19 protein-coding genes are annotated in these 23,258 nt (G+C 70.4%); 4 read left to right on the top strand and 15 right to left on the bottom strand.

Annotated elements, in window-relative coordinates:
• Nucleotides 1-40 precede the first annotated feature (40 nt).
• Together NVS83_RS09620 and NVS83_RS09615 are read right to left on the bottom strand one after the other, a co-directional pair.
• Nucleotides 41-694 carry a TenA family protein gene (locus NVS83_RS09620; protein ID WP_258739090.1) on the bottom strand — a complete coding sequence of 218 codons (654 nt, stop codon included), beginning with the start codon at nt 692-694 and terminating at the stop codon, nt 41-43.
• Between the two features lie 107 nt (nt 695-801).
• Nucleotides 802-1,635: an SDR family oxidoreductase gene (locus tag NVS83_RS09615; RefSeq protein ID WP_258739089.1), complete on the bottom strand. Its 834-nt coding sequence runs from the start codon at nt 1,633-1,635 to the stop codon at nt 802-804.
• A 369-nt stretch (nt 1,636-2,004) separates the two neighbouring features.
• Here NVS83_RS09615 and pucL point away from each other — a divergent pair, with 369 nt between their 5' ends.
• From pucL to uraD, 4 genes are read left to right on the top strand one after another with little or no spacing between them, the layout of a single operon-like run.
• Nucleotides 2,005-2,844, top strand: a complete 840-nt coding sequence (gene pucL / locus NVS83_RS09610) for a factor-independent urate hydroxylase (RefSeq protein ID WP_258739088.1) — start codon at nt 2,005-2,007, stop codon at nt 2,842-2,844.
• Between the two features lie 55 nt (nt 2,845-2,899).
• A complete protein-coding gene (locus NVS83_RS09605) occupies nt 2,900-3,724 on the top strand; it encodes an FAD binding domain-containing protein (RefSeq protein WP_258739087.1) in 825 nt (274 codons plus the stop codon).
• The gene (locus tag NVS83_RS09600; protein ID WP_258739086.1) at nt 3,721-6,501 is read left to right on the top strand and encodes a molybdopterin-dependent oxidoreductase; all 2,781 of its coding nucleotides are present in this window, start codon (nt 3,721-3,723) and stop codon (nt 6,499-6,501) included. The genes NVS83_RS09605 and NVS83_RS09600 overlap by 4 nt, the downstream gene beginning before the upstream one ends.
• The gene (uraD, locus tag NVS83_RS09595; protein WP_258739085.1) at nt 6,498-7,385 is read left to right on the top strand and encodes a 2-oxo-4-hydroxy-4-carboxy-5-ureidoimidazoline decarboxylase; all 888 of its coding nucleotides are present in this window, start codon (nt 6,498-6,500) and stop codon (nt 7,383-7,385) included. The genes NVS83_RS09600 and uraD overlap by 4 nt, the downstream gene beginning before the upstream one ends.
• Nucleotides 7,386-7,406: 21 nt before the next feature.
• On the opposite strand, the gene NVS83_RS09590 is transcribed toward uraD, so the two are convergent.
• The 13 genes from NVS83_RS09590 to NVS83_RS09530 form a co-directional block, all read right to left on the bottom strand.
• Nucleotides 7,407-9,038 carry a B12-binding domain-containing radical SAM protein gene (locus NVS83_RS09590; protein ID WP_258739084.1) on the bottom strand — a complete coding sequence of 544 codons (1,632 nt, stop codon included), beginning with the start codon at nt 9,036-9,038 and terminating at the stop codon, nt 7,407-7,409.
• A gap of 256 nt (nt 9,039-9,294) precedes the next feature.
• Nucleotides 9,295-10,794 carry a glycerol kinase GlpK gene (gene glpK / locus NVS83_RS09585; protein ID WP_258739083.1) on the bottom strand — a complete coding sequence of 500 codons (1,500 nt, stop codon included), beginning with the start codon at nt 10,792-10,794 and terminating at the stop codon, nt 9,295-9,297.
• Nucleotides 10,795-10,804: 10 nt separating this feature from the next.
• Nucleotides 10,805-12,355, bottom strand: coding sequence for a glycerol-3-phosphate dehydrogenase (gene glpD, locus NVS83_RS09580; protein WP_258739082.1), 1,551 nt, complete (start codon nt 12,353-12,355; stop codon nt 10,805-10,807).
• 131 nt (nt 12,356-12,486) lie between these two features.
• A complete protein-coding gene (locus NVS83_RS09575) occupies nt 12,487-13,632 on the bottom strand; it encodes an alpha-hydroxy acid oxidase (RefSeq protein WP_258739081.1) in 1,146 nt (381 codons plus the stop codon).
• Nucleotides 13,629-14,939 (bottom strand): hypothetical protein, encoded by a 1,311-nt coding sequence (locus NVS83_RS09570; protein WP_258739080.1) that lies wholly within the window; start codon nt 14,937-14,939, stop codon nt 13,629-13,631. The genes NVS83_RS09575 and NVS83_RS09570 overlap by 4 nt, the downstream gene beginning before the upstream one ends.
• Before the next feature lie 2 nt (nt 14,940-14,941).
• Nucleotides 14,942-15,973, bottom strand: coding sequence for a zinc-dependent alcohol dehydrogenase (locus tag NVS83_RS09565; RefSeq protein ID WP_258739079.1), 1,032 nt, complete (start codon nt 15,971-15,973; stop codon nt 14,942-14,944).
• Nucleotides 15,974-15,976: 3 nt separating this feature from the next.
• On the bottom strand, nt 15,977-17,305 hold the full coding sequence (gene hisD / locus NVS83_RS09560; RefSeq protein ID WP_258739078.1) for a histidinol dehydrogenase: 1,329 nt from the start codon (nt 17,303-17,305) through the stop codon (nt 15,977-15,979).
• Nucleotides 17,306-17,425: 120 nt separating this feature from the next.
• Entirely contained in the window at nt 17,426-18,199 is a 774-nt protein-coding gene (locus NVS83_RS09555) for an SDR family NAD(P)-dependent oxidoreductase (protein WP_258739077.1), read from the bottom strand.
• Between the two features lie 57 nt (nt 18,200-18,256).
• Nucleotides 18,257-19,339, bottom strand: a complete 1,083-nt coding sequence (locus NVS83_RS09550; protein WP_258739076.1) for a serine hydrolase domain-containing protein — start codon at nt 19,337-19,339, stop codon at nt 18,257-18,259.
• 137 nt (nt 19,340-19,476) lie between these two features.
• A complete protein-coding gene (locus NVS83_RS09545; protein WP_258732298.1) occupies nt 19,477-20,328 on the bottom strand; it encodes an ABC transporter ATP-binding protein in 852 nt (283 codons plus the stop codon).
• A 56-nt stretch (nt 20,329-20,384) separates the two neighbouring features.
• Nucleotides 20,385-21,188, bottom strand: a complete 804-nt coding sequence (locus NVS83_RS09540; protein WP_258739075.1) for an ABC transporter permease — start codon at nt 21,186-21,188, stop codon at nt 20,385-20,387.
• Between the two features lie 67 nt (nt 21,189-21,255).
• On the bottom strand, nt 21,256-22,242 hold the full coding sequence (locus tag NVS83_RS09535; protein ID WP_258732296.1) for an ABC transporter substrate-binding protein: 987 nt from the start codon (nt 22,240-22,242) through the stop codon (nt 21,256-21,258).
• A 434-nt stretch (nt 22,243-22,676) separates the two neighbouring features.
• Nucleotides 22,677-23,195, bottom strand: coding sequence for a flavin reductase (locus NVS83_RS09530; RefSeq protein ID WP_258739136.1), 519 nt, complete (start codon nt 23,193-23,195; stop codon nt 22,677-22,679).
• Nucleotides 23,196-23,258: the final 63 nt, after the last annotated feature.

Below are 23,258 nucleotides of genomic sequence, written 5' to 3'. Positions count from 1 at the left end.
TCAAGCGAAAGACTGTATACCGATTTACGAAGCGTCATGCTCATGATCCGGCATAAATATGGTCGAAAAAGGCGCGTTCCAGCGCCACGGCCCGGCGGAAGAACGCGGAAGCCGCCTGCCGGCTCTTCTCGTCGGCCGCCTCGCCCACCCGGTCGAGCTCCTCGCGCAGCCAGTTCACGAAAGCGCGAAACCCGTCATTATTGTGCAGCGTGATCCATTCCGCGTGCACGAAATCCTCCGGCAGCACGGCGCCGGGGCGGTCCGCCCAGTCGAGATAGAGCCATTCCGCCACCGTCAGCACGGCGAGGCAGCAGGCATAGTTGCCGCTGTCCGCCGCGTCGCGCATCAGGGTCTGGAAGCCGAGCGTGGGCGCGCTGATCACGGGGTGCGCGCGCTCCGCCGGGGCCACGCCGAGCGCGTCGAAGGCACGCTCAAAATAGGTGTTCTCGTCGCTGGTGATCATCGCCGCGAACTGGGCGAAACGGATGCGCGAATCGAAGCGGTCGGCGCTGGCGATCGCCATCCCGACCAGCGCCACGAAGCGGTCGATGAACTGGTAGTCCTGCACCAGGTAACGCCGCATGACGTCAGCCGGCACGGCGCCGCGGAAGATCTCGTCGACGAAGCGATGGTCGCGCGAGGCGGTCCAGTCCTGCTGGTTTTCCGCGCGCAGCGTCTCGGTAAAGCGGGTCATGGCGGCTCCTCCCTGCGGCGGTCCGGCATGATCGGCCGAGGCCGGACCCGCGGCGTTCTATGGCCCGTGCGCTCTCCCGCGTCGAGGGTTTCGCCGGCGACCCGCGGTCACATCCGCACGGTCTGGCCGCCGTCCACAACCAACACGTGTCCATTGACGAAGGAAGCCTCGTCCGAGGCCAGGAATACCGCCGCCGGCCCGATCTCCTGCGGGCGCCCCCAGCGGCCCACCGGCACCCGCACATCGACGAAGGCGGAGAAGGCGGCGTCCTTCACAAGTGATTCGTTGGTCTCTGTGGCGAACATGCCCGGCGCGATGGCGTTGCTAGTCACGCCGCTGCGCGCATAGTCGACCGCGAGCGCCCGCATCAGGCCGGTGAGGCCCGCCTTGGAGGCGGTGTAGACCGGGTCGTGCCGGTTGGCGACCTGTCCGGCGATGGAGGTCACGGCGATCAGCCGGCCGTGCCGATGCGCCGCCATCAGTTCGGCCGCCTCGCGCGCCAGCATCATCGGCGCGACGAGGTCGGTGGTCACCAGCGCCGCCGCCTCCTCGGGCGAGAAGTCCTTCAGCGGCCGGCGGTCGCGGGCGCCGACATTGTTCACGAGGATGTCGAGGCGCCCGAACCGGCCCGCCACCTCGGCGATCGCCTCACGCCCGGCCGCGACGTCGGCGACGTCGAAGGGCAGGCTCGCCACCTCGGCCCCGGTCTCGCGCCGGACTTCCTCGGCCGCCGCCTCGAGCGCCGCCGCCCGGCGCCCGTTGATCACCACGCGCGCACCCGCGCCCGCCAGCGCCTTCGCCATTTCCAGCCCGAGACCGCGCCCGGCCCCCGTGACCAGCGCCACCCGGCCGTCGAGGCGGAAAGCGGGCCGGCGGGCCGAGGCGGGAGCAGGCGGGGTATGGTCGGCTGGGGACGTGACTGAGGACTTGGCTTCGGACATGGCTCACTCGCGGGCGGCTGGAGGAAGGCGGGCGGCATGCTTCGGGCGAGGCAGGCCGGGGGCGGGAAGGCTGTCGCCGGCAGTGTCGCGCCCCGCCCCGGCGCGCGCCACCCGCTTACGACGGACCGGCCTGGACCGGCTTGCACGGACCTCGCTTACAACGGACCACCCCGGCCGCGCCATCCGCCCCGCACGCCGCGCCGGCCGGGCGATCGGGGGCCCGACAATCGCGCGCCGGGCACGCGCTTCGCGCTATCGCTCGCCGCGAAGATCGTGCCAAATAGCCGGGCCTGACTACGGGGGTACGGCTTCTGGCATCGGTTTCGCATGGCGGGGCCTCGGTTCGGGATCGGTTTCGGGGAGTTCGTCATGCCGCTCATTCGCAACAGCCACGGCAAGGGCCATGTGCGCATCATGCGCGTCAAGCGGGACAGCGCGCGCCACGAGGTGCGCGAGCTGACCGTCGAGGTGCTGCTGACCGGCGCCTTCGACGCCTCCTACACCGAGGGCGACAACAGCTCCGCCATCGCCACCGATTCGGTGAAGAACATCATCAACATTCTCGCCCGCGACAATGTCGGCGCCGAGAACGAGGAATTCGTCCAGATCATCGCCCGCTACTTCCTCGACCGCTACGACCACGTGTCCGGTGTCACGGTCACCGCCACCGAGACCAAATGGGCGCGGATCGCCATCGACGGCGCGCCGCACGACCACGCCTTCACGCTCGACGGCAACGGCCGGCCGCTGGTCAAGCTTGTCGCCACCCGCGAGGCGAGCACCCTCTCCTCCGGCATTCTCGGCTTCACCTTCCTGAAGACCACCCAGTCCGGCTGGGAGAACTTCTGGACCGACGATGTGACGACGCTGAAGCCGACGGCCGACCGCATGTTCGCGACCGCGATGGATGCCGAGTGGACGTGGTCGTCCGTGCCCGCCTCCTATGCGGACGCGAACGCCGCCGTGCTCGAGGCCGCGCTCAAGGTGTTCGCCACCACCTACAGTCCGGGGGTGCAGAACACCATGTATCTGATGGGCGAGGCGGTGCTGGCGGCGGTGCCGGAGATCGCGGAGATCTCCATGGCCTGCCCCAACAAGCATTACCTGCCCATCGACCTGTCGCCCTTCGGGCGCGCCTTCGACGGGCAGGTGTTCACGCCGACCGACGAGCCGCACGGCCAGATCGCCTGCACCGTCGGCCGGGGCTGAGAGACACGGGAGGCACGGGAGCGGGCTTCCCACAGCGGACGGCATCGGGCGGTTCATGGACCTCAATTCGGTCAGGGAAGTGGTGAGGCCGCACGGGCGCGCGGAGCTGGCCGGCTTCCGCCCGGGCGATGCCTGGCTCGCCGGCGGCACCTGGCTGTTCTCCGAGCCGCAGCCCGGCGTCGAGCGGCTGATCGACCTCGCCGATCTCGGCTGGCCCGCACTCGAGGCCGGCGAGCAGGGCCTCGTCATCGCCGCCACCTGCACCGTCGCCACGCTCTACGGCTTCGAGCCGCCGCCCGCCTGGCCGGCGGCGCGGCTGATCCCCGAGTGCTGCCGCGCCTTCCTGGCCTCGTTCAAGATCTGGAACATGGCGACCGTCGGCGGCAATCTCTGCCTCTCCCTGCCCGCCGGGCCGATGATCTCGCTCACCGCCGCGCTCGACGGGGTCTGCGTGATCTGGCGGCCGGACGGGACGGAGCGGCGCCTGCCGGTGCTCGATTTCGTGCGCGGCCCCCTCGACCCCGCCCTCGCCAAGGGCGAGGTGCTGCGGGCGATCGAGATCCCGGCCGCGAGCCTGCTCCGGCGGGCCGCGTTCCGGCGCGCCTCGCTCACCGCGCTCGGCCGCTCGGGCGTGCTGCTCATCGGCACGCAGGCGCGCGAGGGCGCGTTTTCGCTGACGGTGACGGCCGCCACCCGCCGCCCGGTCCGGCTCGACTTCGCCGCGCTTCCCGATCGCGCCGGCCTTGCCGACGCCATCGACAACGCCATAGCCGATGAGCTCTACTATGACGACGTGCACGGCCGGCCGGACTGGCGCCGGCACATGACGCACCTGTTCGCCGACGAGATCCGCGAGGAACTGATGGAGGCTGCTGCTTGAGCTTTCTCGTCAACGGAAAGCTCCATGACGCCGCGCCCCGGCCCGGCCAGTGCCTGCGCACCTTCCTTCGCGAGCTCGGCTGGCTCGGCGTCAAGAAGGGGTGCGACGCCGGCGATTGCGGCGCCTGCACCGTCCATCTCGACGGCAGGCCGGTGCATAGCTGCCTGGTGCCGGCCCATCGCGCCGACGGGCGCACCGTCATCACCATCGAGGGGCTCGCCGCCACAGCCCCCGAGCGCGCCGCGCCGGACGAACTGCACCCCATGCAGCGCGCCTTCCTCGACGCGCAGGGCTTCCAGTGCGGCTTCTGCACCGCCGGCATGGTGATGACCGCCGCCGCGCTCAACCAGGCCCAGAAGCAGGACCTGCCCAACGCGCTGAAGGGCAATCTGTGCCGCTGCACCGGCTACCGGGCCATCGCCGACGCGCTGGCCGGCGTCGCCAGCGTCGAGGAGGACCGGCCGGGCGGCTCCAGCGGGCGCAGCCTGCCCGCCCCCGCCGGGCCGGACATCATCACCGGCACCGCCCGCTACACCATGGACGTGCTGCCGCAGGGCGAGCTCGCCGGCCTCTTGCACATGAAGATCCTGCGCGCCCCGCACGCCCATGCGCGCATCCGCGCCATCGACGCGGCCGCCGCGCGCGCCCTGCCGGGCGTGGTCACGGTGCTGACCCATGAGGACGCCCCGCCGCGGCTGTTCTCCACCGCGCGCCACCACCACCCCACCGACGACGTCGACGACACGCGCGTGCTCGATGACGTCGTGCGCTTCGCCGGCCAGCGCGTCGCCGCCGTGGTGGCGACCAGCGAGGCCGTCGCCGAGGCCGCGCGCGCGCTGATCGAGGTCGATTACGAGATCCTTCCCGCCGTGCTCGACCCCGACGCCGCGATGGCGCCGGGCGCGCCGCGGGTGCATGGCGACAAGGACGCCTCCTCGCGCATCGCCGACATCGCCCGCAACGTGGTGGCCGAGGTCCATGGCGGGGTCGGCGACGTCGAGGCCGGGTTCGCCGAGGCCGACATCGTCCACGAGGCGACCTACGAGACCCAGCGCGTGCAGCACGCCCATCTCGAGACGCACGGCGCCATCGGCTGGCAGGACGACGAGGGGCGCCTCACCCTGCGCACCAGCTCGCAGACCCCGTTCCTCACCCGCGACGCGCTCGCCACCCTGTTCGGCCTGCCGCGCGACGAGGTGCACGTCATCACCGGGCGCGTGGGCGGGGGCTTCGGTGGCAAGCAGGAGATGCTGACTGAGGACATCGTCGCCCTCGCGGTGCTGAAGACCGGCCGGCCGGTGAAGCTGGAATACACCCGCAGCGAGCAGTTCGCCGCCTCGACCTCGCGCCACCCGTTCCGCGTCACGCTGAAGATCGGCGCGCGGCGCGACGGACGGCTGACCGCCATCGCCATGCGCATGATCTCCAATACCGGCGCCTACGGCAATCACGGCGCGGGCGTGCTGTTCCACGCCTCGGGCGAGTGCATCGCGCTCTATTCGTGCCCCAACAAGCGCGTCGACGGCATGGCCGTCTACACCAACACCCTGCCGAGCGGCGCCTTTCGCGGCTACGGCCTCAGCCAGACCATCTTCGCGGTCGAGTCGGCGATGGACGAGGTGGCGCGCCGGCTCGGCATGGACCCGTTCGCCTTCCGCCGCCTCAACGCGATCGGGCCGGACGACCCGATGACCTCCCACGATGCGGGCCCGCACGACGTGAAGATGGGCAGCTACGGGCTCGACCAGTGCCTCGACCAGGTCGAGGCGGCGCTCGAGCGTCCGCTGGAATCGCCCGGGCCCCACTGGATGGTCGGGCGCGGCATGGCGGCGGCGATGATCGACACCATCCCCCCGCGCGGCCATGTCGCCGAGACCCGTCTCCGGCTCGAGTCCGATGGCGGCTATGTGCTGAGCACCGGCACCGCCGAGTTCGGCAACGGCACCAGTACCGTGCACCGGCAGATCGCCGCCACCCTGCTCGGCGCCGCGGCAGGGCGGATCCGGCTGCGCCAGTCCGACACCGACCATGTCGGCCACGACACCGGCGCCTATGGCTCGACCGGCACGGTGGTGGCGGGGGAAGCGACGCGACGCGCAGCCGAGGCGCTGGCCGCGCTCATCCGCGAGGCCGCCGCCGCCCGCACCGGCGTCGCGCCCGGCGCGTGCCGCATCGAGGACGAGGTGGTCGTCGCCGGCCCCGAGCGCGTACCGCTCGCCGCCCTCGCGCCGCTCGAGGCCGTGGGCAACGCCGCCGGCTCGCCGCGCTCGGTCGCCTTCAACGTGCAGGGCTTCGCCGTTGCCGTGCACCGGCGGAGCGGGGAGATCCGCATCCTGCGCTCGGTCCACGGCGCGGATGCGGGCGTGGTGATCAACCCGATGCAGTGCCGCGGCCAGGTCGAGGGCGGGGTCGCGCAGGCGCTCGGCGCCGCGCTGTTCGAGAACCTCGCCATCGACGACGCCGGCGCGGTGGCCAACCCCACCTTCCGCGGCTACCACATCCCCGCCTTCGCCGACGTGCCGCCGACCGAGGTGTTCTTCGCCGACACCCATGACAGCATCGGCCCGCTCGGCGCCAAGTCGATGAGCGAAAGCCCCTACAACCCCGTCGCCCCCGCGCTCGCCAACGCCATCTTCGACGCCACCGGGGTGCGGCTGCGGGCGACGCCGTTCAAGGCGGACACGCTCTACGCCCTGCTGCCCGACCAGCAGGCCAGCGCCGCGCCCCATGCCCCGCCCTCTGCCGCGCCCCCTGCCGACCGGAAGGACACGCCGTGAGCGACCGCCTCAGCCTCGACACCTTGAACGCCCTCGACGAGGCCGGCTTCGTCGCCGCCCTCGACGGCATCTTCGAGCACGCGCCCTGGGTCGCGGCGGCGGCCTCCGGCGAGCGCCCCTTCGCCAGCGTGACGGCGCTGCACGAGGCGCTGATGGCACCGATCTGGGCCGCCTCGCGCGAGACGCAGGTGGCCTTCGTGTCGGCCCATCCCGACCTTGCCGGCAAGGCGGCGCGCGCGGGCGATATTGCGCCAGCCTCGGTCGCCGAGCAGGCCGGGCTGGGGCTCGACCGGCTGTCGGACGCCGAATATGCCCGCTTCGAGACCCTCAACGCCGCCTATCGCTCGCGTTTCGGATTTCCCTTCGTGGTCTGCGTGCGCCGGCTGACCCGCGACGCGGTGCTCGACGTGTTCGAGCGCCGGCTCGGCCACGACCCCGAGGCCGAGCTCGCCGCCGCCCTTGCCGAGATCGGCCACATCACCCGGCTGCGCCTCGTCGAGCGGGTGGAAGGGCCCGGCATGCCCTCGGTGGCGGGGCGCCTGTCGACCCATGTGCTCGACACCCACATGGGCGGCCCGGCCCAGCATGTGCACATCGAACTGTTCGAGGTCGGCGCCTCCGGCCGGGCCCGGCTCGCCGAGGCGCTCACCAATGCCGACGGGCGCACCGACGCGCCGCTGCTCTCGGGCGCGCCGCTGCGCGTGGGCAGCTACGAGCTGGTGTTCCACATCGGCGAGTATTTCCGCACGCGGGCGCTGGCGCTGCCGGACCAGCCCTTCCTCGGGCAGGTGCCGGTCCGCTTCGGCATCGACAATCCCGAAGGCCACTACCATGTCCCGCTGGTGGTGACGCCCTGGAGCTACGCGACCTATCGCGGAAGCTGACGGCGCCGACCATGGCAGCGCCTACGCTTCGGCCCCCGCCGCCAGCTGACGGGGGGCGGCCTCGGCCATCTCGTCGCGCTTGAAGCCCGCGCGTCCCCAATAGGACACGGTCTCGTTGGACAGGACGAAATGGTGCCAGTGGCGCGCGCACATGGAGACAAAATCCAGAAGCGGCAGCCGGTCGGGCCGGTGTGGCGCGTTGTAGGTCCAGTAGATGCGCGCATAGGCGACGGAGAGCTTGCCGAGCCACCCCTTGGCCGCCAGAGCCTTGCCGAGGCGCCAGGTGACGCTGCCGACCATCTTGCCATAGGCCAGGCGCTGGCCGAGCGTTGGCGTGCGCCGGCCGCCCGCGCGCTCGACATAGCGCTGCCGGAACGAAGGTGAGCGGCTCAGATTTCCGTAGATCCGCTCGAAGAAGGCATCCGGATCGAACAGCCGCCGGTTCAGATCCATGTAGCCCTGCTTCAGCTCGTCGAGCGACATCGCCTTGGGCTGGAACCAGACCATGTCGTCATCGTCGATGAGGCGACCTTCCTTCTCCAACCGCTCGTAAAGCGGCGTGGAGGGGATCGGCGAGAGGATCGACACGACGGAAATGCCGATCGCGTTGCGCTGGATGAAGTTGAACTGCTCGTCGAACACCCGGGCGTCATCATTATCGAAGCCGACGATGAAGCCGGCCTGGACCACGATGCCGGCATCGCGGACGCGGTCGAGCTTGGCGTCGATGGAATCACCGCGGACGTTCTGCACCTTCTTGGTCTCGAGCAGCGATTCGGGACGCGGGGATTCGATACCGATGAAGACCGACCGGAAATTGGCCTTCCAGAGCAGGTCGAGTATCTCCGGCTCGTCACCCAGATTGATGCTCGCCTCGGTGCTGAAGGTCATCGGGTAGCCGTTGGCCACCTGCCAGTCCACGAGCTCGCGCAGCATGGCGGCGGCGAGCTTCTTGTTGCCGATGAAATTGTCGTCGACGAAGAACACCGCCCGGGTGCCAAGCGCCTTCAGGCGGTCGAGTTCAGCGGTGATCTGCGCCGCCTTCTTAAGGCGTGGCTTGCGCCCGAAGATCACGATGATGTCGCAGAACTCGCACAGGAACGGGCAGCCCCGCGAGAACTGCATCGCCACCGACACGTAGTGTTTGGGATCGAGCAGGTCGTAGCGCGGGCAGGGCACCGTCTCCATGTTGGTCGGTTCGGCCTGCTTGTAGCGCCGCTCCGTCGGCCGCCCGGCCGCGTAATCGGCGATGAAGACGCCCCAGGTTTCGTCGGCCTCGCCCAGGAAAACGACGTCGCACAGCCCGTCGAAATGCGTCTCGTCGACCGTCACATAGGGCCCGCCAACGCACAAAAGCGCGTTCGTCGTCTCGCGCAGCGTGCGCAGGATCTCATCCATGCGCTGGCGCTGCACGATCATCCCGGTGAGGCCGATCACGTCGTAGGAGCGCAGGCGCTCGAAATCGATCTCCTCGGCGTTCTCGTCGATGATCGTCACCTCGTGCTCGGGCGGGACCAGCGCCGCGAGCAGGGGCAGCGAGCCCGGCGGCATCATCGCCTTCCTCTCGCCCGGCAGGATCGGCAGCGCGTGCTGCATGCCGAAGAAGGAAATCTCGAACCGGGGATTGATCAGGCAGACCTTCAGACGGCGCACAGACGCCTCCGCCGTCCCGCCGCCCGGGCCGGAACCCGCATCCGCCTCTGCGCAAACCACGTCCATCACATCAGGCCCCCCTGATGACGCTAGGTCAGATCACTGCCAACCCGTGCGTCCGGAATTTGTATAATCTTGCGGTTGTTGCGACCCACTATAAAGCAGCCGACCGATCGCGGTGGCGTATAGAACTACCTCCAATGATTCGCCTCGCGCGCACGCTCCATCCCGTCAGCGTCCCGGCAAGCGCTTGATTTCACGCCATGGTCAGCCGCCGCACCGCGTCGCGCCAGCCGGCCAGCTTGCGCTCACGCGTCACCGCCGGCATGGACGGGGTGAAGTGCCGCTCGAGCCGCCACAGGTCGGCGAAATGCTCGGGCGCGGGGAAGATCCCGGACTTGTAGCCGGCGAGATAGGCCGCGCCGAGCGCGGTGGTCTCGCGCACCACCGGACGATCGACCGGGGCGGCGATGATGTCGGCGAGGCGCTGCACGAAGAAGTTCGAGGCGCTCATGCCGCCGTCGACGCGCAGCACCGTCGGCGCCGCGCCGGCGCCCGACGCCTGCCAGTCCGCGTGCATGGCGTCGATCAGGTCGGCGGTCTGGTAGGACACGCTCTCCAGCGTCGCCAGCGCGATCTCGGCGCTGGTGGTGGCCCGGGTGAGGCCGAACATGGCGCCGCGCACCTCCGGCTCCCAATAGGGCGCGCCGAGCCCGACGAAGGCCGGCACCAGATAGACGTGCTGGCCGGCATCGGCGGCCTCCGCCAGCTTCTCGCTCTCGGCCGAGCTGGCGATGATGCCGATCCCGTCGCGCAGCCACTGCACCGCGGCGCCGGCGACGAAGATCGAGCCCTCCAGCGCGTAGCAGCGGCGCCCGTCGATCTGGTAGGCAATGGTGCTGAGCAGCCGGTTCGCCGAGGCGACGACGGTCTCGCCGGTGTTGAGCAGGGCGAAGCAGCCGGTGCCATAGGTCGACTTGATCATGCCCGGCTCGAAGCAGGCCTGGCCGATCGTCGCCGCCTGCTGGTCGCCGGCCACGCCCCGGATCGGCAGCGGCCCGCCGAACAGCTCCGGCAGGGTCTCGCCGAAATCGTCGGCGCACTCCTTCACCTCGGGCAGCATGGAGCGCGGCACGCCGAACAGCGCCAGCATGTCGTCGTCCCAGCGGCCCTCATGGATGTTGAACAGCGAGGTGCGCGAGGCGTTGGTGATGTCGGTGGCGTGCACCTTGCCGCCGGTGAGCCGCCACAGCAGCCAGGAATCCACCGTGCCGAAGGCGAGCTCGCCGCGCTCCGCGCGCTTGCGTGCCCCCGGCACGTGATCGAGGATCCAGCCGATCTTGGTGGCGGAGAAATAGGGATCGAGGATCAGCCCGGTGCGCGCCGTGACCAGCTCCTCGTGCCCCTCCCCCTTCAGCCGGGCGGAATGGGCGGCGGTGCGCCGGTCCTGCCAGACGATGGCGCGGTAGATCGCCCGCCCGCTCTGCCGGTCCCACACCACCACCGTCTCGCGCTGGTTGGTGATGCCGATCGCGGCGATGTCGGCCGGGCCGATGCCCGCCTCGGCGATCGCCTGCCGGCAGGTGGCGACCGTGGTGTTCCACAGGTCCTCCGCCTCGTGCTCGACCCAGCCCGAGGAAGGGAAGTGCTGGGCGAATTCCTGCTGCGCCTCGGCGGCGATGCTGGTGTCCGGGCGGAACAGGATGGCGCGCGAGGAGGTCGTCCCCTGGTCGATCGCGAGAATATGGCTGCTCATGCAAAGGCACTCATGCCGGAACGCTGCGCGTCGCGGGCGGGGAGCCGGCCATCTCCGCCGCCCTGCGCATGAAGTCCTCGAGCGCCGCCGCCTCCTCGGCCGAGAAATGCAGGCCGAGCTTGGTGCGGCGCCAGAGCACGTCCTCGGCGGTCAGCGCCCATTCCTCGCGCATGAGGTGGAGCACCTCCGCCTCGGTCAGGTCGGCGCCGAACACGGCGCCGAGGTCGCCAGGCGTGCGCGCGCCGTCGAGGATGCGCATCGCCCGGGTGCCGTAGCTGCGCACCAACCGGCGCGCGAGCCGCTCGTCGAGCCCGGCATGGGCGCGGCGAAGCTGTCCTTCCAGCCGCGCCCGGTCCTCGACGCCGAAATCCCCGCCCGGCAGCGGCGCACCGCCGGTCCAGGGCCGGGCCGAGGCGGCGGGCAGGAACGGCGCGAGCTTGCGCATGGCGTGCTCGGCGAGCCGGCGATAGGTGGTGATCTTGCCGCCGAACACCGAAAGCACCGGCACCCGCCCGTCCGCGTCGTCGAGCTCCAGCACGTAGTCGCGCGTGGCTTCCTGCGCCTTGGAGGCGCCGTCGTCATAGAGCGGGCGCACGCCGGAATAGGCCCACACCACGTCGTCCGGGCTCACCGGCGCGCGGAAATACTCGTCGGCCGCGGCGCAGAGATACGCGATCTCCTCCGCGCTCGCGACCGGCGCGCCGGGTGTATGGCCGAAGTCGCGGTCGGTGGTGCCGATCAGCGTGAAATCGTCGTGGTAGGGAATGGCGAAGATGATCCGCCCGTCCGGGTTCTGGAAGATGTAGGCGCGGTCGTGGTCGTAGAGCTTGCGCACCACGATGTGGCTGCCCTGCACCAGCCGCACCTCGGCCGGCGAGCTGACGCCGGCAACCTCGCTCAGCACCTGGTGCACCCACGGCCCGGCCGCGTTCACCAGCACGCGTGCATGGACGAGCTGCGAGATGCCGCCCGATTCCACCTCGATGCGCCAGAACTCGCTCTCGCGCCGGGCGGAGACGACGCGCGTGCGCGGGCGGATGTCGGCGCCGCGCTCGGCCGCGTCCAGCGCGTTCAGCACCACGAGGCGGCTGTCGTCGACCCGGCAGTCGGAATATTCGAAGCCGCGCCGATAGGCCTCGCGCAGCGGCCGGCCGGTCACGTCGCTCGAGAGGTCGAGCGTGCGCGTCGCCGGCAGCAGCCGGCGCCCGCCGAGATGGTCGTAGATGAACAGGCCGAGCCGCAGCAGCCAGGCCGGGCGCAGCCCCTTGTGGTGCGGCAGCACGAAGCGCAGCGGGCCGATGATATGCGGCGCGATCTTCCACAGCACCTCGCGCTCGGCGAGCGCCTCGTGCACGAGCCGGAACTCGTACTGCTCGAGATAGCGCAGCCCGCCATGGATCAGCTTGGTGGAGGCCGAGGAGGTCGCGCCGGCGAAGTCGCCCTGCTCGAACAGCACCACCGAGGCGCCCCGCCCGGCGGCGTCGCGGGCAATGCCGCAGCCGTTCACCCCGCCGCCGATGATGGCGATGTCGTAGATCGGATCGGTGGCTTGACGGGTCACACGGCGTCTCCGCAGGCTGGACCGACGGCAACGCTTTCGTTTCCCGCCTCGGGCGGAGGCTATACGCGTCGAATGACGCTTTTCAATGCTTCGAACGAAACTTCCCTGCTTTCGGAAACGCGCGCCGCGCGTCAGCGCGGGTTCAGCGCCGCGCGCCCGAGCCGTTTCAGCGCGTCGATCGAGGTCAGCCCCATCAGCGCCAGCGTGATGTCCACCTCCTCGCGCAGATGCGCGATCATGCGGGCGACGCCCGCCTCGCCGGCGGCGCCGAGGCCGAACACATAGGCCCGGCCGAGCAGCACGCCGGAGGCGCCGAGCGCGAGCGCCTTCACGATGTCGGCACCGCGCCGCACCCCGCCGTCGAACAATATGTCGAGCTCGCCGCCCAGCGCGTCGGCGATCGCCGGCAGGGCGGCGATGGTGGAGGAGGCACCGTCGAGCTGGCGGCCGCCATGGTTGGAGACCACGATCGCGTCCACCCCCGCCGCGCGGGCGGTCACCGCGTCCTCGGGCGCGAGCACGCCCTTCAGCACCAGCTTGCCGTCCCAGCGCGCACGCAGCCAGTCGACATCCTTCCAGGACAGGCGGGTGTCGATCCGCCGCGACAGGTTGCTCGCCTGCTCCAGCGCGCCCCGGCCGAATTCCGGCCGGTGCTTGACCGCGCCGACCTCCGGCATCCCCGCGCGCAGCATCTCGACGCACCAGCCGGGACGGGTCGCGAGGCGCAAAGCGAGGCCCGGCGTGATCCGGGTGAGCGAGCGGAAGCCGTTGCGCAGGTCGCGCTCGCGCACGCTGGTGATCGCGGTGTCGACGGTGAGGTAGAGCGTGTCGACCCCGGCCGCGCGGGCCTGCGCGATCAGCTCCTCGCCGATGGCCCGGTCCGACATGACATAGAGCTGGAAATGCAGCGGCCCCTGCGTCGCCGCCCGGAGCTCGGTCAGCGAGGCGATGGAGAAGGTCGACAGGCACAGCGGGATGCCCGCGGCATGGGCGGCCCGCGCCGCCGCGATCTCGCCGCGTGCCGCGTAGAGCCCGAGGAAGCCGACAGGCCCGAGCATGAAGGGCAGCGGGTGGCGGGCGCCGAGGAAATCGGTCGAGAGGTCGCGCACCGAGATGTCGTTGAGCACGCGCTGCACCAGCGTCCAGCGGCCGAAATCCTCCCGGTTGGCCCGCAGCGTGTCCTCGGCGAAGGCGCCGCCGTCGACATAATCGAAGAAGATGCGCGGCAGACGGCGCCGGGCGATGGCGCGGGCGTCGTCGACATTGATAAGGCTCATCGGGACTGGTCCGGGTCGATGCGGTCGAGGAAACGGGTGACGGCGTCCGCGCCCTGGAGCGGCGGGGAGCCGACCATGACCGCGACCGACAGGCCGATCAATGAGGAGATCGGCGTGTGGGTGCGCGCGCCGGCGCGCAAATCCATCACCAACGTCGGGCACAGGAACAGGGCGAGGCGGATCACCTCGCGCCAGTCCGGCGGCAGCAGGGCGCGGGCCGCGAGCTCGGCGAGCAGCGGGCGCCACACCTCGTCCGCCTTCACGGCAAGGAGATCGGCGCGCACCGGGCTCGGCGCCCAGTCGGTCTCGACGATCAGCTCGCCCGGGGCGAGCCGCGCGGCGGCGGAAAAGCGCGCGCTGGCGAGGTCCGGGTCGTAGAGCCAGAACGGATGGGCGAACACGTTGTGGAACGTCGCCTTCACCTCGGCCAGCAGGGCCGGCACGTTCTCCCCCGCAAAGGCCGGGTCGAAGAAGGAGAGCCGCGCGCCCGCTTCGCCGCCCTCACCACCGGCCTTGGGCGTGAACCAGACATTGGCGTTGTGCGCGTCGCCATGGGCGACCACCCCGCCGGCATCGGCGAGCCGCTCCGGGCGCAACCGGGCCTCCGCCGCGTCGAACAGCTCGCCGAGCGTACGGGCATAGGTGACGCCGTTGACGGTGAAGCGCCGCGTCGACAGGTCCGCCCAGTCGAGCGCGAGGCCGGGAAAGGCGAAGCGGCGGCCGAGATAGAACTCCCGGTAGCGCCCGCCGGGATAGGCTTCGCCCGCCGCGCCATGCGTGACCAGCCGCTCGTGGAACAGCCGGTGGATCGGCTCGGCCGCCACCTCCGCCGCCGTGACGGGATGCAGGCTGGCGCGATAGGTGGCGATGAGGGCGCGGCTGAGCCCGCGCTCGGCCTCCACCGCCACCGCCCGCGCCGCCGGGTCGTCCTCCATGTCGAGCGCGCGCAGCACGTCGGAAAAGCGCGGCTCGTCGCGGCGGCGATAGACCAGGATCTGCTCGCCGGGCTCGGCCGAGACATGCACCGGCTGGTCGACCGGAAGGCCGGCGCGGGCGAGGATGTCGGCGCGGTAATACTCGCCGGCCATCGCCTCCTCGCCCTCCTCCTGATGGAACTTGAAGAAGAAGGCCCCCGCATCGGTCTCGAAGAAGCCGTTCAGCGAGTTGAGGCTGTAACGGTCGAGATTGATCGCCACGTTGCGCGGCGCGATGCCGAACAGGTCGGCCAGCAGCGCGGCGAGCGGCGCCTCGGCGAGCGCCGGGTCGCGCTGCGCCAGCGCACGGATCTGCGCGGTGCGGCTCGACATGCTCACGGCCGGCCCGGGCGGATGATGGTCTTGAGCCCGTCCGCCTCGCCCGCGATCAGGCGCTCATAGGCAACGGGCACCTCGTCGAGGCTGATCTCGCGTTCGACGAGGCGCAGGAGGTCGGTCTGGAGCGCGGGGAGCAGCGCCACCGCCTGCGGCAGCTCGTCGGTGAAGGCGTGGCAGCCGATCATCGACAGCTCGTGCTCGACCATCCGGTTCGGATCGAGGTCGAGACGGCCGTGATAGATGCCGACCAGCGCCACCCGTCCGCCGCCCTCCATCACTCCGGTCAAGGCCGAGAGCGCCGCCGGGCTGCCGGTCGCCTCAATGGCGGCGGCGGGAAGCCGGCCGTCCAGCGCCGCGCGGAGGTCGCCGGCGTCGAGCGCGACGCTTCGCGCGCCGGTCACCTCCGCCACAAGCGCCGCCCGCGCGCGGTTACGGTCGGCGACGAGGACCGGCCCGTCATGAGGCACTCCGTCCCGCCCGCGTGCGAGGGCGAGCGCCGCGAGCCCGCCGATCGGCCCGCAGCCCACCACCAGCACCGGCTCGCCCGGTTGCGGCGCCAGCCGACGCACTGCGTGCAGCGCCACCGCCAGCGGCTCGGCCATCGCCGCCACCGCCGGGTCGAGCTCGGCCGGAACCGGCAGCAGCAGCCGCGCCGGCAGCACCACCTCCTCGGCGAAGCCGCCGTCGCACGCCTCGCCGACGAAGCCGAGCTTCTCGCACAGATGGTGCCGCCCCGCCCGGCAGGCCGGGCACTGCCCGCACCAGAAGCGCGAATCCGCCACCACCGCGTCGCCCGGCGCGAGACCCTCGACGCCCGCGCCGGTCTCGACCACCACCCCGGTCAGCTCGTGGCCGGCGATGGACGGGGCGCGGGTGATCCACTGGCCGGTGCGGAAATTGTGGATGTCCGAACCGCAGATGCCGGCCGCGCCGACCTTCAGCCGCACCCAGCCGGCCGCCGGCGCGTCCGGAGGCGGCACCTCCTCGACCCGCAGATCGCCCGCGCCGTGGAGCCGGACCGCCTTCATGCCTCAGCCGCCCCTCAGCAGGTCGTCGCGCAGCCCGGAGACCGCGTTCTCATGGCTGGAGAAGCCCTCATAGCGCGCGAGCCGGCGGGCATGGCCGGCAAATTCGGGATAGGCGGTGCCGGTGACGTAGCCGACCGAGGAGCGCTTGAGGAAGTCGGTGACCGAGAGCGGCCCGTAGGTGCGCGCCCAGCGGCTGGTCGGCAGCACCGCATTGGGGCCGAGGGTGAAATTGGCGATGGTCACCGGCGTGTAGGGACCCATCAGCACCTCCGCCGCCTCGGTGATGCGCCCCAGATGCGCGAACGGGTCGGTGGAGAGGATCTCGAGGTGCTCGGGCGCATAGGCGTTGACGAAGTCGTAGCTCTCCTCCAGCGAGGAGGTCAGCACGATGCCCCCGCACTTGCCGTTCAGCACCGCCTTCGAGAAGGCGACGCGCTGCTCGCTCATCCGCCCCCAATGCCCGGGCAGGGCGGCGCGCGCGGCTTCCGCCAGCTCGCGCGAATGGGTGACGAGATAGGCGGAGGAATCCGGCCCATGCTCGGCCTCGATCAGCAGGTCGAGCGCCGCCACCGCGCCGTTCACCGTGCCGTCGGCGAAGATGATCGCCTCCGAGGGGCCGGCGGGGAGCCCGGTGTCGATGATGTCGGAGAGCAGGCGCTTGGCCGCCACCAGCCAGGGCGAGCCGGGGCCGACGATCTTGATCGCCTTCCTCACCGTCTGCGTGCCATAGGCGACCGCCGCCACCGCCTGCGCGCCGCCGCATTTGTAGACCGTCTCGACGCCGGCGAGCCGGGCGGCGACGAGGGTCGCGGCGTCGACGCCGCCGGTCTCGGTGGGCGGGGTCACGATCGAGATGTTCGGCACCTTGGCGACGCTCGCCGGCACGGCCGTCATCATCGTCACCGAGGGAAAAGCGCCCTTGCCGCGCGGCACGTAGAGCGCGGCGGATTCGATCGGCGTCCAACGGTCGCCGGCGAAGGCGCCGGGGCGCACCTCCTTCAGCCACATCGGCTCGGGCGCCTGCTCCTCATGGAAGCTGCGGATATTGGAAATGCCGAACTCGATCGATTCGATCACCTCGGGATCGACCAGCCGGAACGCCTCGTCGAACTCGGCCTCGCTGGCCTTCAGCCGGTCGGCCGTGACGTCGGCCTTGTCGAGCTCGCGGCCGAAGCGCGCCAGCGCCTCGTCGCCTTCCGTGCGCACCGCCTCGACGATCGGGCGGACCTTCTCGATGAAGGTCGAGAGGTCGGTCTCCGAACGCTTCAGCAGCCCGGCGCGGGCGGCCGCGTCCATGGTGGCGAGCTCGTGGAAATTGCAGGTGTCGGTCATGACAGAACCTCTCAGCCGCCTCATCCGGGACGGAAATATGTATAGTCTTAATCACGGCGAGGGGAGACTAAACTTGTCGCTCCCGCTGCCCATTCGGCAGGCGCGGCCCGGCTCCCTTCCTCAGATCGAGGCGAGGAAGCCGCCGTCCACCGGGAAGCACTGGCCGGTAATGTAGGCCGAGGCGCCGGAGGCGAGGAACACCGCGATGCCGTCGAGATCGGCCAGCTCGCCGAAGCGGCGCATCGGGATCTTGGCCAGCATCGCGTCCTGCCAGCCGGCATCCTCGTAGAACACCTCGGTCATGGCGGTGCGGAAATAGCCCGGCGCGATGGCGTTGACGCGAATGCCGAGCCCCGCCCATTCCGCCGCCAGCGCGCGCGTCATGCCGAGCAGGCCGGACTTGGACGAGCCATAGGGAACGGCGGTCGGGATGCCGACTTCCGAGGTCAGCGAGCACAGATTGACGATCGCCCCGCCGCCCGCCTCCTTCATCAGCCGGGCGGCGGACTGGGCGCAGAAGAAGGCGCCCTTGAGATTGGTGTCGAGGATCGCGTCCCACAGCGCCTCGTCCACCTCGAGCGAGGGGCGGACCTGCTCCATGCCGGCATTGTTGACGAGGATGTCGAGCCCGCCCAGTTCGTCCGCCGCCGCCTCCACCGCGCGGCGGCAGCTCGCGGTGTCGGTCACGTCGAGCGCCAGCGGCACCGCGCGGCGGCCGAGCGAGGCGATGTCGCCCACCGTGTCGGCGAGCGCGTCGAGCCCGCGCGCGGCCAACGCGACATCGGCACCGGCGGCGGCAAGCGCGCCGGCGATCCGGCGGCCGATGCCGCGGCTGGCGCCGGTCACCAGGGCCTTGCGGCCGGCAAGATCGAACAGGGAGGGTCGGGGGGTCATGGTCTACCGATCGGCTCGAAGGTCGGGAAAGGGGGATCCGGGGCGGAGCACGGCGTGTCAGCCCGCTTCCAGCCCGGCGGGCAGCGCGTAGCGGCGCAGCACGACGTCGCCGACCATGCCCTGGAGCACCGGCTCGTCATAGAGGCCGGCGGTCACCGCCACCACGAGGTCGAGCTCCGGCACGATGTAGAGGCGCTGGCCGCCATAGCCGATGCCGGCGATCCAGCGGATCTCCCGCCGCGCGACCAGCGAGCGGCCGAGCCACCAGTGGTAGCCGTAGAAATAGAGCCCCTCGCCATGGACCTGCGGCGCCGTCGATTCGGCGATCCAGCCCTCAGGCAGGACCTGCCGGCCCGCGTACCGGCCGCCGCGCAGCACCAGTTCGCCGAGCCGCGCCACGTCGCGCGGGGCGAGCCGCAGGCCCGACACCGGATTGGCCGCGCCGTCGTCATAGCGGTGCCATTCCACATCCGCGATGCCGAGCGGGGCGAACAGCAGGTCGCGCGCCAGCGCGTCGATGGTCCGGCCGGAGCCGCGCTCCAGCGCCGTGGCCAACAAGAGGGTGAGGCCGCCATTGTAGCGATAGGCGGCACCCGGCGTGCGCACCACCGGCTGCGCCAGCACATAGCCGCAGCGGTCCGGCGCATCGATCATGCGGCGCTCGCTGTTGGCGGGGTCGCTATAGGGAAGATCCTCGTCCCAGGCGAGGCCGGCGGACATGGTGAGCAGGTGCCGGAGCGTGATGGCGGCCTTCTCCGGCGTCGCGTGGCGGGCATGCTCGGGAAACAGCGCCAGCGCCGGCGTGTCCAGATCGCCGATCCAGCCCTCGCCGACGCCGATACCGACCAGCAGCGAGACGACGCTCTTGGTGATCGACCGCAGGTCGTGGCGCAGCCCTGCATGATAGGCGACCCGGCCGAGCGGTCGGGCGAAGGCGCGGTCCTCGCCGGTGAAATAGTGCTCGTAGAGCAGCCTGCCGCGATGGACCATCACCACGCCGTGGAGATTGGCGTCCGCCCAACCCTCGAAATGCGCCGCGAGGCCGGACAGCCGGGCCGCCGCCCGGGCGCGGGTGTCGGCCGGCGCCGGCTCCCAGCCCGTCGCGGAAGGCGGGAACCCGGTCTGCGCATTGTCGGTCATCGCTTTCGCCGCGTACCGGATCGGGGGACAGCCGCGACTGTGCGGCGGCCGCGCGGGCGGGGCAAGAGGACGGGGCAAGGGCGCGGGAGCACAGGCCCCCGGCTGGGTCCGCCCGCCCCCAGGCGGCGCGGGGCGCCTCAATGCTCGTCGTCGTCCTTGATCTCGTTCTTGAGCAGCTCGAGGATCCGCCGCTTCACGGCGATGAAGGACGGGTCCATCACCATGTCCATGTTGCGCGGACGGGCGATCGGCACCACCACCTCCTCCTTCAGCCGGCCCGGGCGGGCAGTCATCACATAGATGCGGTCGCCGAGCAGGATCGCCTCGTCGATGTCGTGGGTGACGAACAGCACGGTCTTCTTGTGCTGCTCCCACACCCGCAGCAGCAGCTTCTGCATCGAGTTGCGGGTCTGGCTGTCGAGCGCGCCGAAGGGCTCGTCCATCAGCAGGATCTTCGGGTCGTTGGCGAGCGCGCGGGCGATCGCCACGCGCTGCATCATGCCGCCGGAGAGCTGCTTGGGATAGGCGTCGTGGAAGGCGGCGAGGCCGGTCTCGTTGAGGTAGCGGTTGACGATGTCCTCGCGCTCGGCCGCCGGCACGTGGCGGCGCTTGAGCCCGAACTCGACATTCTCGCGCACGGTGAGCCAGGGAAACAGCGTGTAGGACTGGAACACCATGCCCCGGTCCGGCCCCGGCCCGTCGATCTCCTCATTGCCGAGCAGGATCTCGCCCGAGGTCGGCTCGTTGAGGCCGGCGACAAGATAGAGCAGGCTCGACTTGCCGCAGCCCGAGGGGCCGACGATGACGGCGAACTGGTTGTCCGGCACGTCGATCGAGATGTTGTCGATCGCCACCACGGTCTTGGTCTTGGTGGTGTATTCGAGACGCACGTCCTTGATGCGCAGGAGCGGCGGCGCCTTGGCGGCAGGCGCCTCGCCGGGCGTGACGGCCGGCACCGGCTCCTCGCGCAGAACATTCGCGACGCTCATGTCATTGCCTCGCTGGTCGGTAGGAAATTCAGGTAGTCCGCGAACGGGCGGCCCATTCAGCTCGCCCACCCGACGAGCCGGTTGCTGATCAGGCGGAAGATGAGGTCGGTGAACAGGCCGAGCAGGCCGATCACCGCGATGGCCAGGAAGATCACGTCGACCTGGAAGCCGCGCATCGCCTTCATCGAGATGTAGCCGAGGCCCGAGGAGGCGGCGACGAGCTCGGCGACCACCAGATAGGTCCAGGCCCAGCCCATGGTGACGCGCAGCGTGTCCATGATGCCCGGCAGCGCCGCCGGGGTGAGCACGTGGAGCAGCGCGTCGCGCCGCGAGGCGCCGAGCGTGTAGGACGCGTTGAGCAGGTCCTTCGACACGCCGCGCGAGACGTCGGCGATCATGACGAGCTGCTGGAAGAAGGTGCCGAAGAAGATGACGGTGACCCGCTGCTCGATGCCGATGCCGATCCACAGGATGAACAGCGGCACGAAGGAGGTCACGGGCAGGTAGCGGATGAAGTTCACCAGCGGCTCGAGCCCCGCCTGCACCACGCGGAACGTGCCCATCAGCAGGCCGAGCGGCACGGCGATGATGGACGAGATGATGAAGCCCATGAGGACCACCTGCAGGCTCGCCCAGATGTGCTGGCTGAGCGTGCCGTCCTCGAACAGGCGGAAGAAGGCACCCATCACCGCGGTCGGCGAGGGCAGGAAGATGTCCTGCATGATGCCGCCATAGGTCAGGATCGACCAGATGGCGATGACCAGCACCCAGACGAAGGTCGCGACGGCGTAGCGCAGCGGGCCCGGCACTTCGGCCTTGGGCGTCAGGCAGAGGTCGATGATGGAACGCTTGCGGGCCATGGCAACTCGCATCCGGCACGGGATCGGAACCGGGGACGCGCGACCTCGCGCGCGCCCCCGGCGGCGATCACTGGGTGAAGCTGGGGTCGATGATCTGGTCGTAGGTGATCGGCGTCTTGATCTTGCCGAGGTCGGTCCAGATCTCGTTGCCGAGCTTGATCACGTCCGCGGCCGGGCCGGGCTTCTCCGGCGTGCCGAAATAGTCGATGGTCATCTGCTTGTCGTAGAACTTCACGCCCGAGGCGGCGTCGGCGAAGTCCTTCGGGTCGGTGAGATAGCCGCCGACGCCTTTGGCCATGATGGCATAAGCCTTGTCGGGGTTGGTCTTGATGTAGTCGACCGCCTTCTGCAGCCCGGCGATGAAGCCCTTCACGTCCTCGGGACGGTCCTTCAGCACCGAGCAGGAGATCTCCAGCACGTCGATGATGACGCCCGGCGTCGCGGCGCTGTCCATCAGCACCTTGCCGGCGTTCTTGGTCTTCACCAGGGTGAGGTTCGGCTCCCAGGTCACGGCGACCGGCACCTGGCCGGCGATGAAGGCGGCCGCAGCGGCATCGGCGCTCATGTTGAGCACCTCGACGTCCTTGAGCGGGATGCCCTGCTTCTTCAGCAGGTAGGAGAACCAGAACTGCGAGGTCGAGCCCTCGTTCAGGGCGACCGTCTTGCCCTTCAGGTCGTCGAGCGAGTTGATCTCCTTGACCGAGACCATGCCGTCGCCGCCATGGCTCTCGTCGAACAGCGCCACCGCCTTGAAGCAGAACTTGTCGGAGCGGTACTTCAGGATCTCGTCCAGGGTGGTGGCGGTGCCGTCGAGCTTGCCGGCCGCCTGGGCCGCCATGGCGAGGGCGGAATCGTCGACCACCTGGAAGTCGACGTCGACGCCGTTGTCCTTGAAGTAGCCGAGCTCCCTGGCGAGGTAGAGCGGCCCGTAGCCGACCCAGATCGTGTGACCGATCGAGATCTTGCCGGCGGAGGCGGGCTGCGCCGCCGCCGCGGCCATGACCGCCCCGGTGAACGCGCCGGCAAGGCACCGGCGCAGGCTCTTAGTCAGCATGATGGGTCTCCCTGAGGAATAGGACGCTGGGCAGTGAACCGGCGCGCAGGCGCCTTGTGAAAGCACCCCGCCCTGCGGCTGCCGGTCTCGGCATCGGCCCGGGCGGAGGCGGGGCGTTGGTGCGGTTTCGCGCGCATCGCGACTGTTTCTATCCTTAGCACCGCGAAACCGACCTGATTACAGATGGTTAGGTTCCTTTTCCGGTCATGCGCCACCGACACGGAACAACGTCTGACGCTATGCCAAATCCACTATGCAGGCACGCCTATGTTTTAGGCGATGCTCGCCCGTTCTGGTGTCACACACACGCACGGCACGTAAGCTTCAAACCGCACAGCCGTGCGGATTTCTCCCGCCAAGGTAAGCTCGCACGCGGTTGCATGCCTGATCTTTGCGCCCGGCGCGCGTGGCGCCTCGAAGAGCCTCCGCACGGCTCACTCATCCCCGCCGCCATGGCCGCCGCGAATGGCGTGGTAGCGGCGGCTGAAATAGATCAGGCCATGCGGGACGCCGCCCTCGGCGAGGCCGACCACCTCGCAGAACAGCACGTCATGGGTGCCGACCTCGACCGTGCGCACGATCCGGCAGTCGAAGGCCGCCACCGCGTCCACCAGCATCGGCGCCCCGGTGGCGGACACCTTCCACTGCGCCGCCGCAAAGCGCTCGGCCGGCGGGGTGCGCCCGCCGAACAGGTTGGAGAGCGCCTCGTGCCCCGCCGCCAGCGTGTTCACGCACAGCACGCCGTTGGCGTGGAACACCGCGCTCGCCGAGCTGCCCTTGTTGAGGCAGACCAGCAGGGTCGGCGGCGTGTCGGTCACCGAGCACACCGCCGAGGCGGTGAAGCCGTGGCGCCCGGCCGGGCCGTCCGTGGTCACGATGTTCACCGCGGCGCCGAGCCGGGCCATCGCGTCGCGATATTGCTGGCGCGTCACCCCGGCGATCCGCTCGGGCATCGCGCCGGGGACGTCGTCGCGAACAGACGGGACCATGTCCATCTCTCCCTTCCGTCATATAGC

This window comes from Ancylobacter mangrovi, assembly GCF_024752335.1.
Classification (GTDB): domain Bacteria; phylum Pseudomonadota; class Alphaproteobacteria; order Rhizobiales; family Xanthobacteraceae; genus Ancylobacter; species Ancylobacter mangrovi.
The sequence above is the reverse complement of the archived record's forward strand: the minus strand, read 5'-3'. Positions and strand labels throughout refer to the sequence as shown.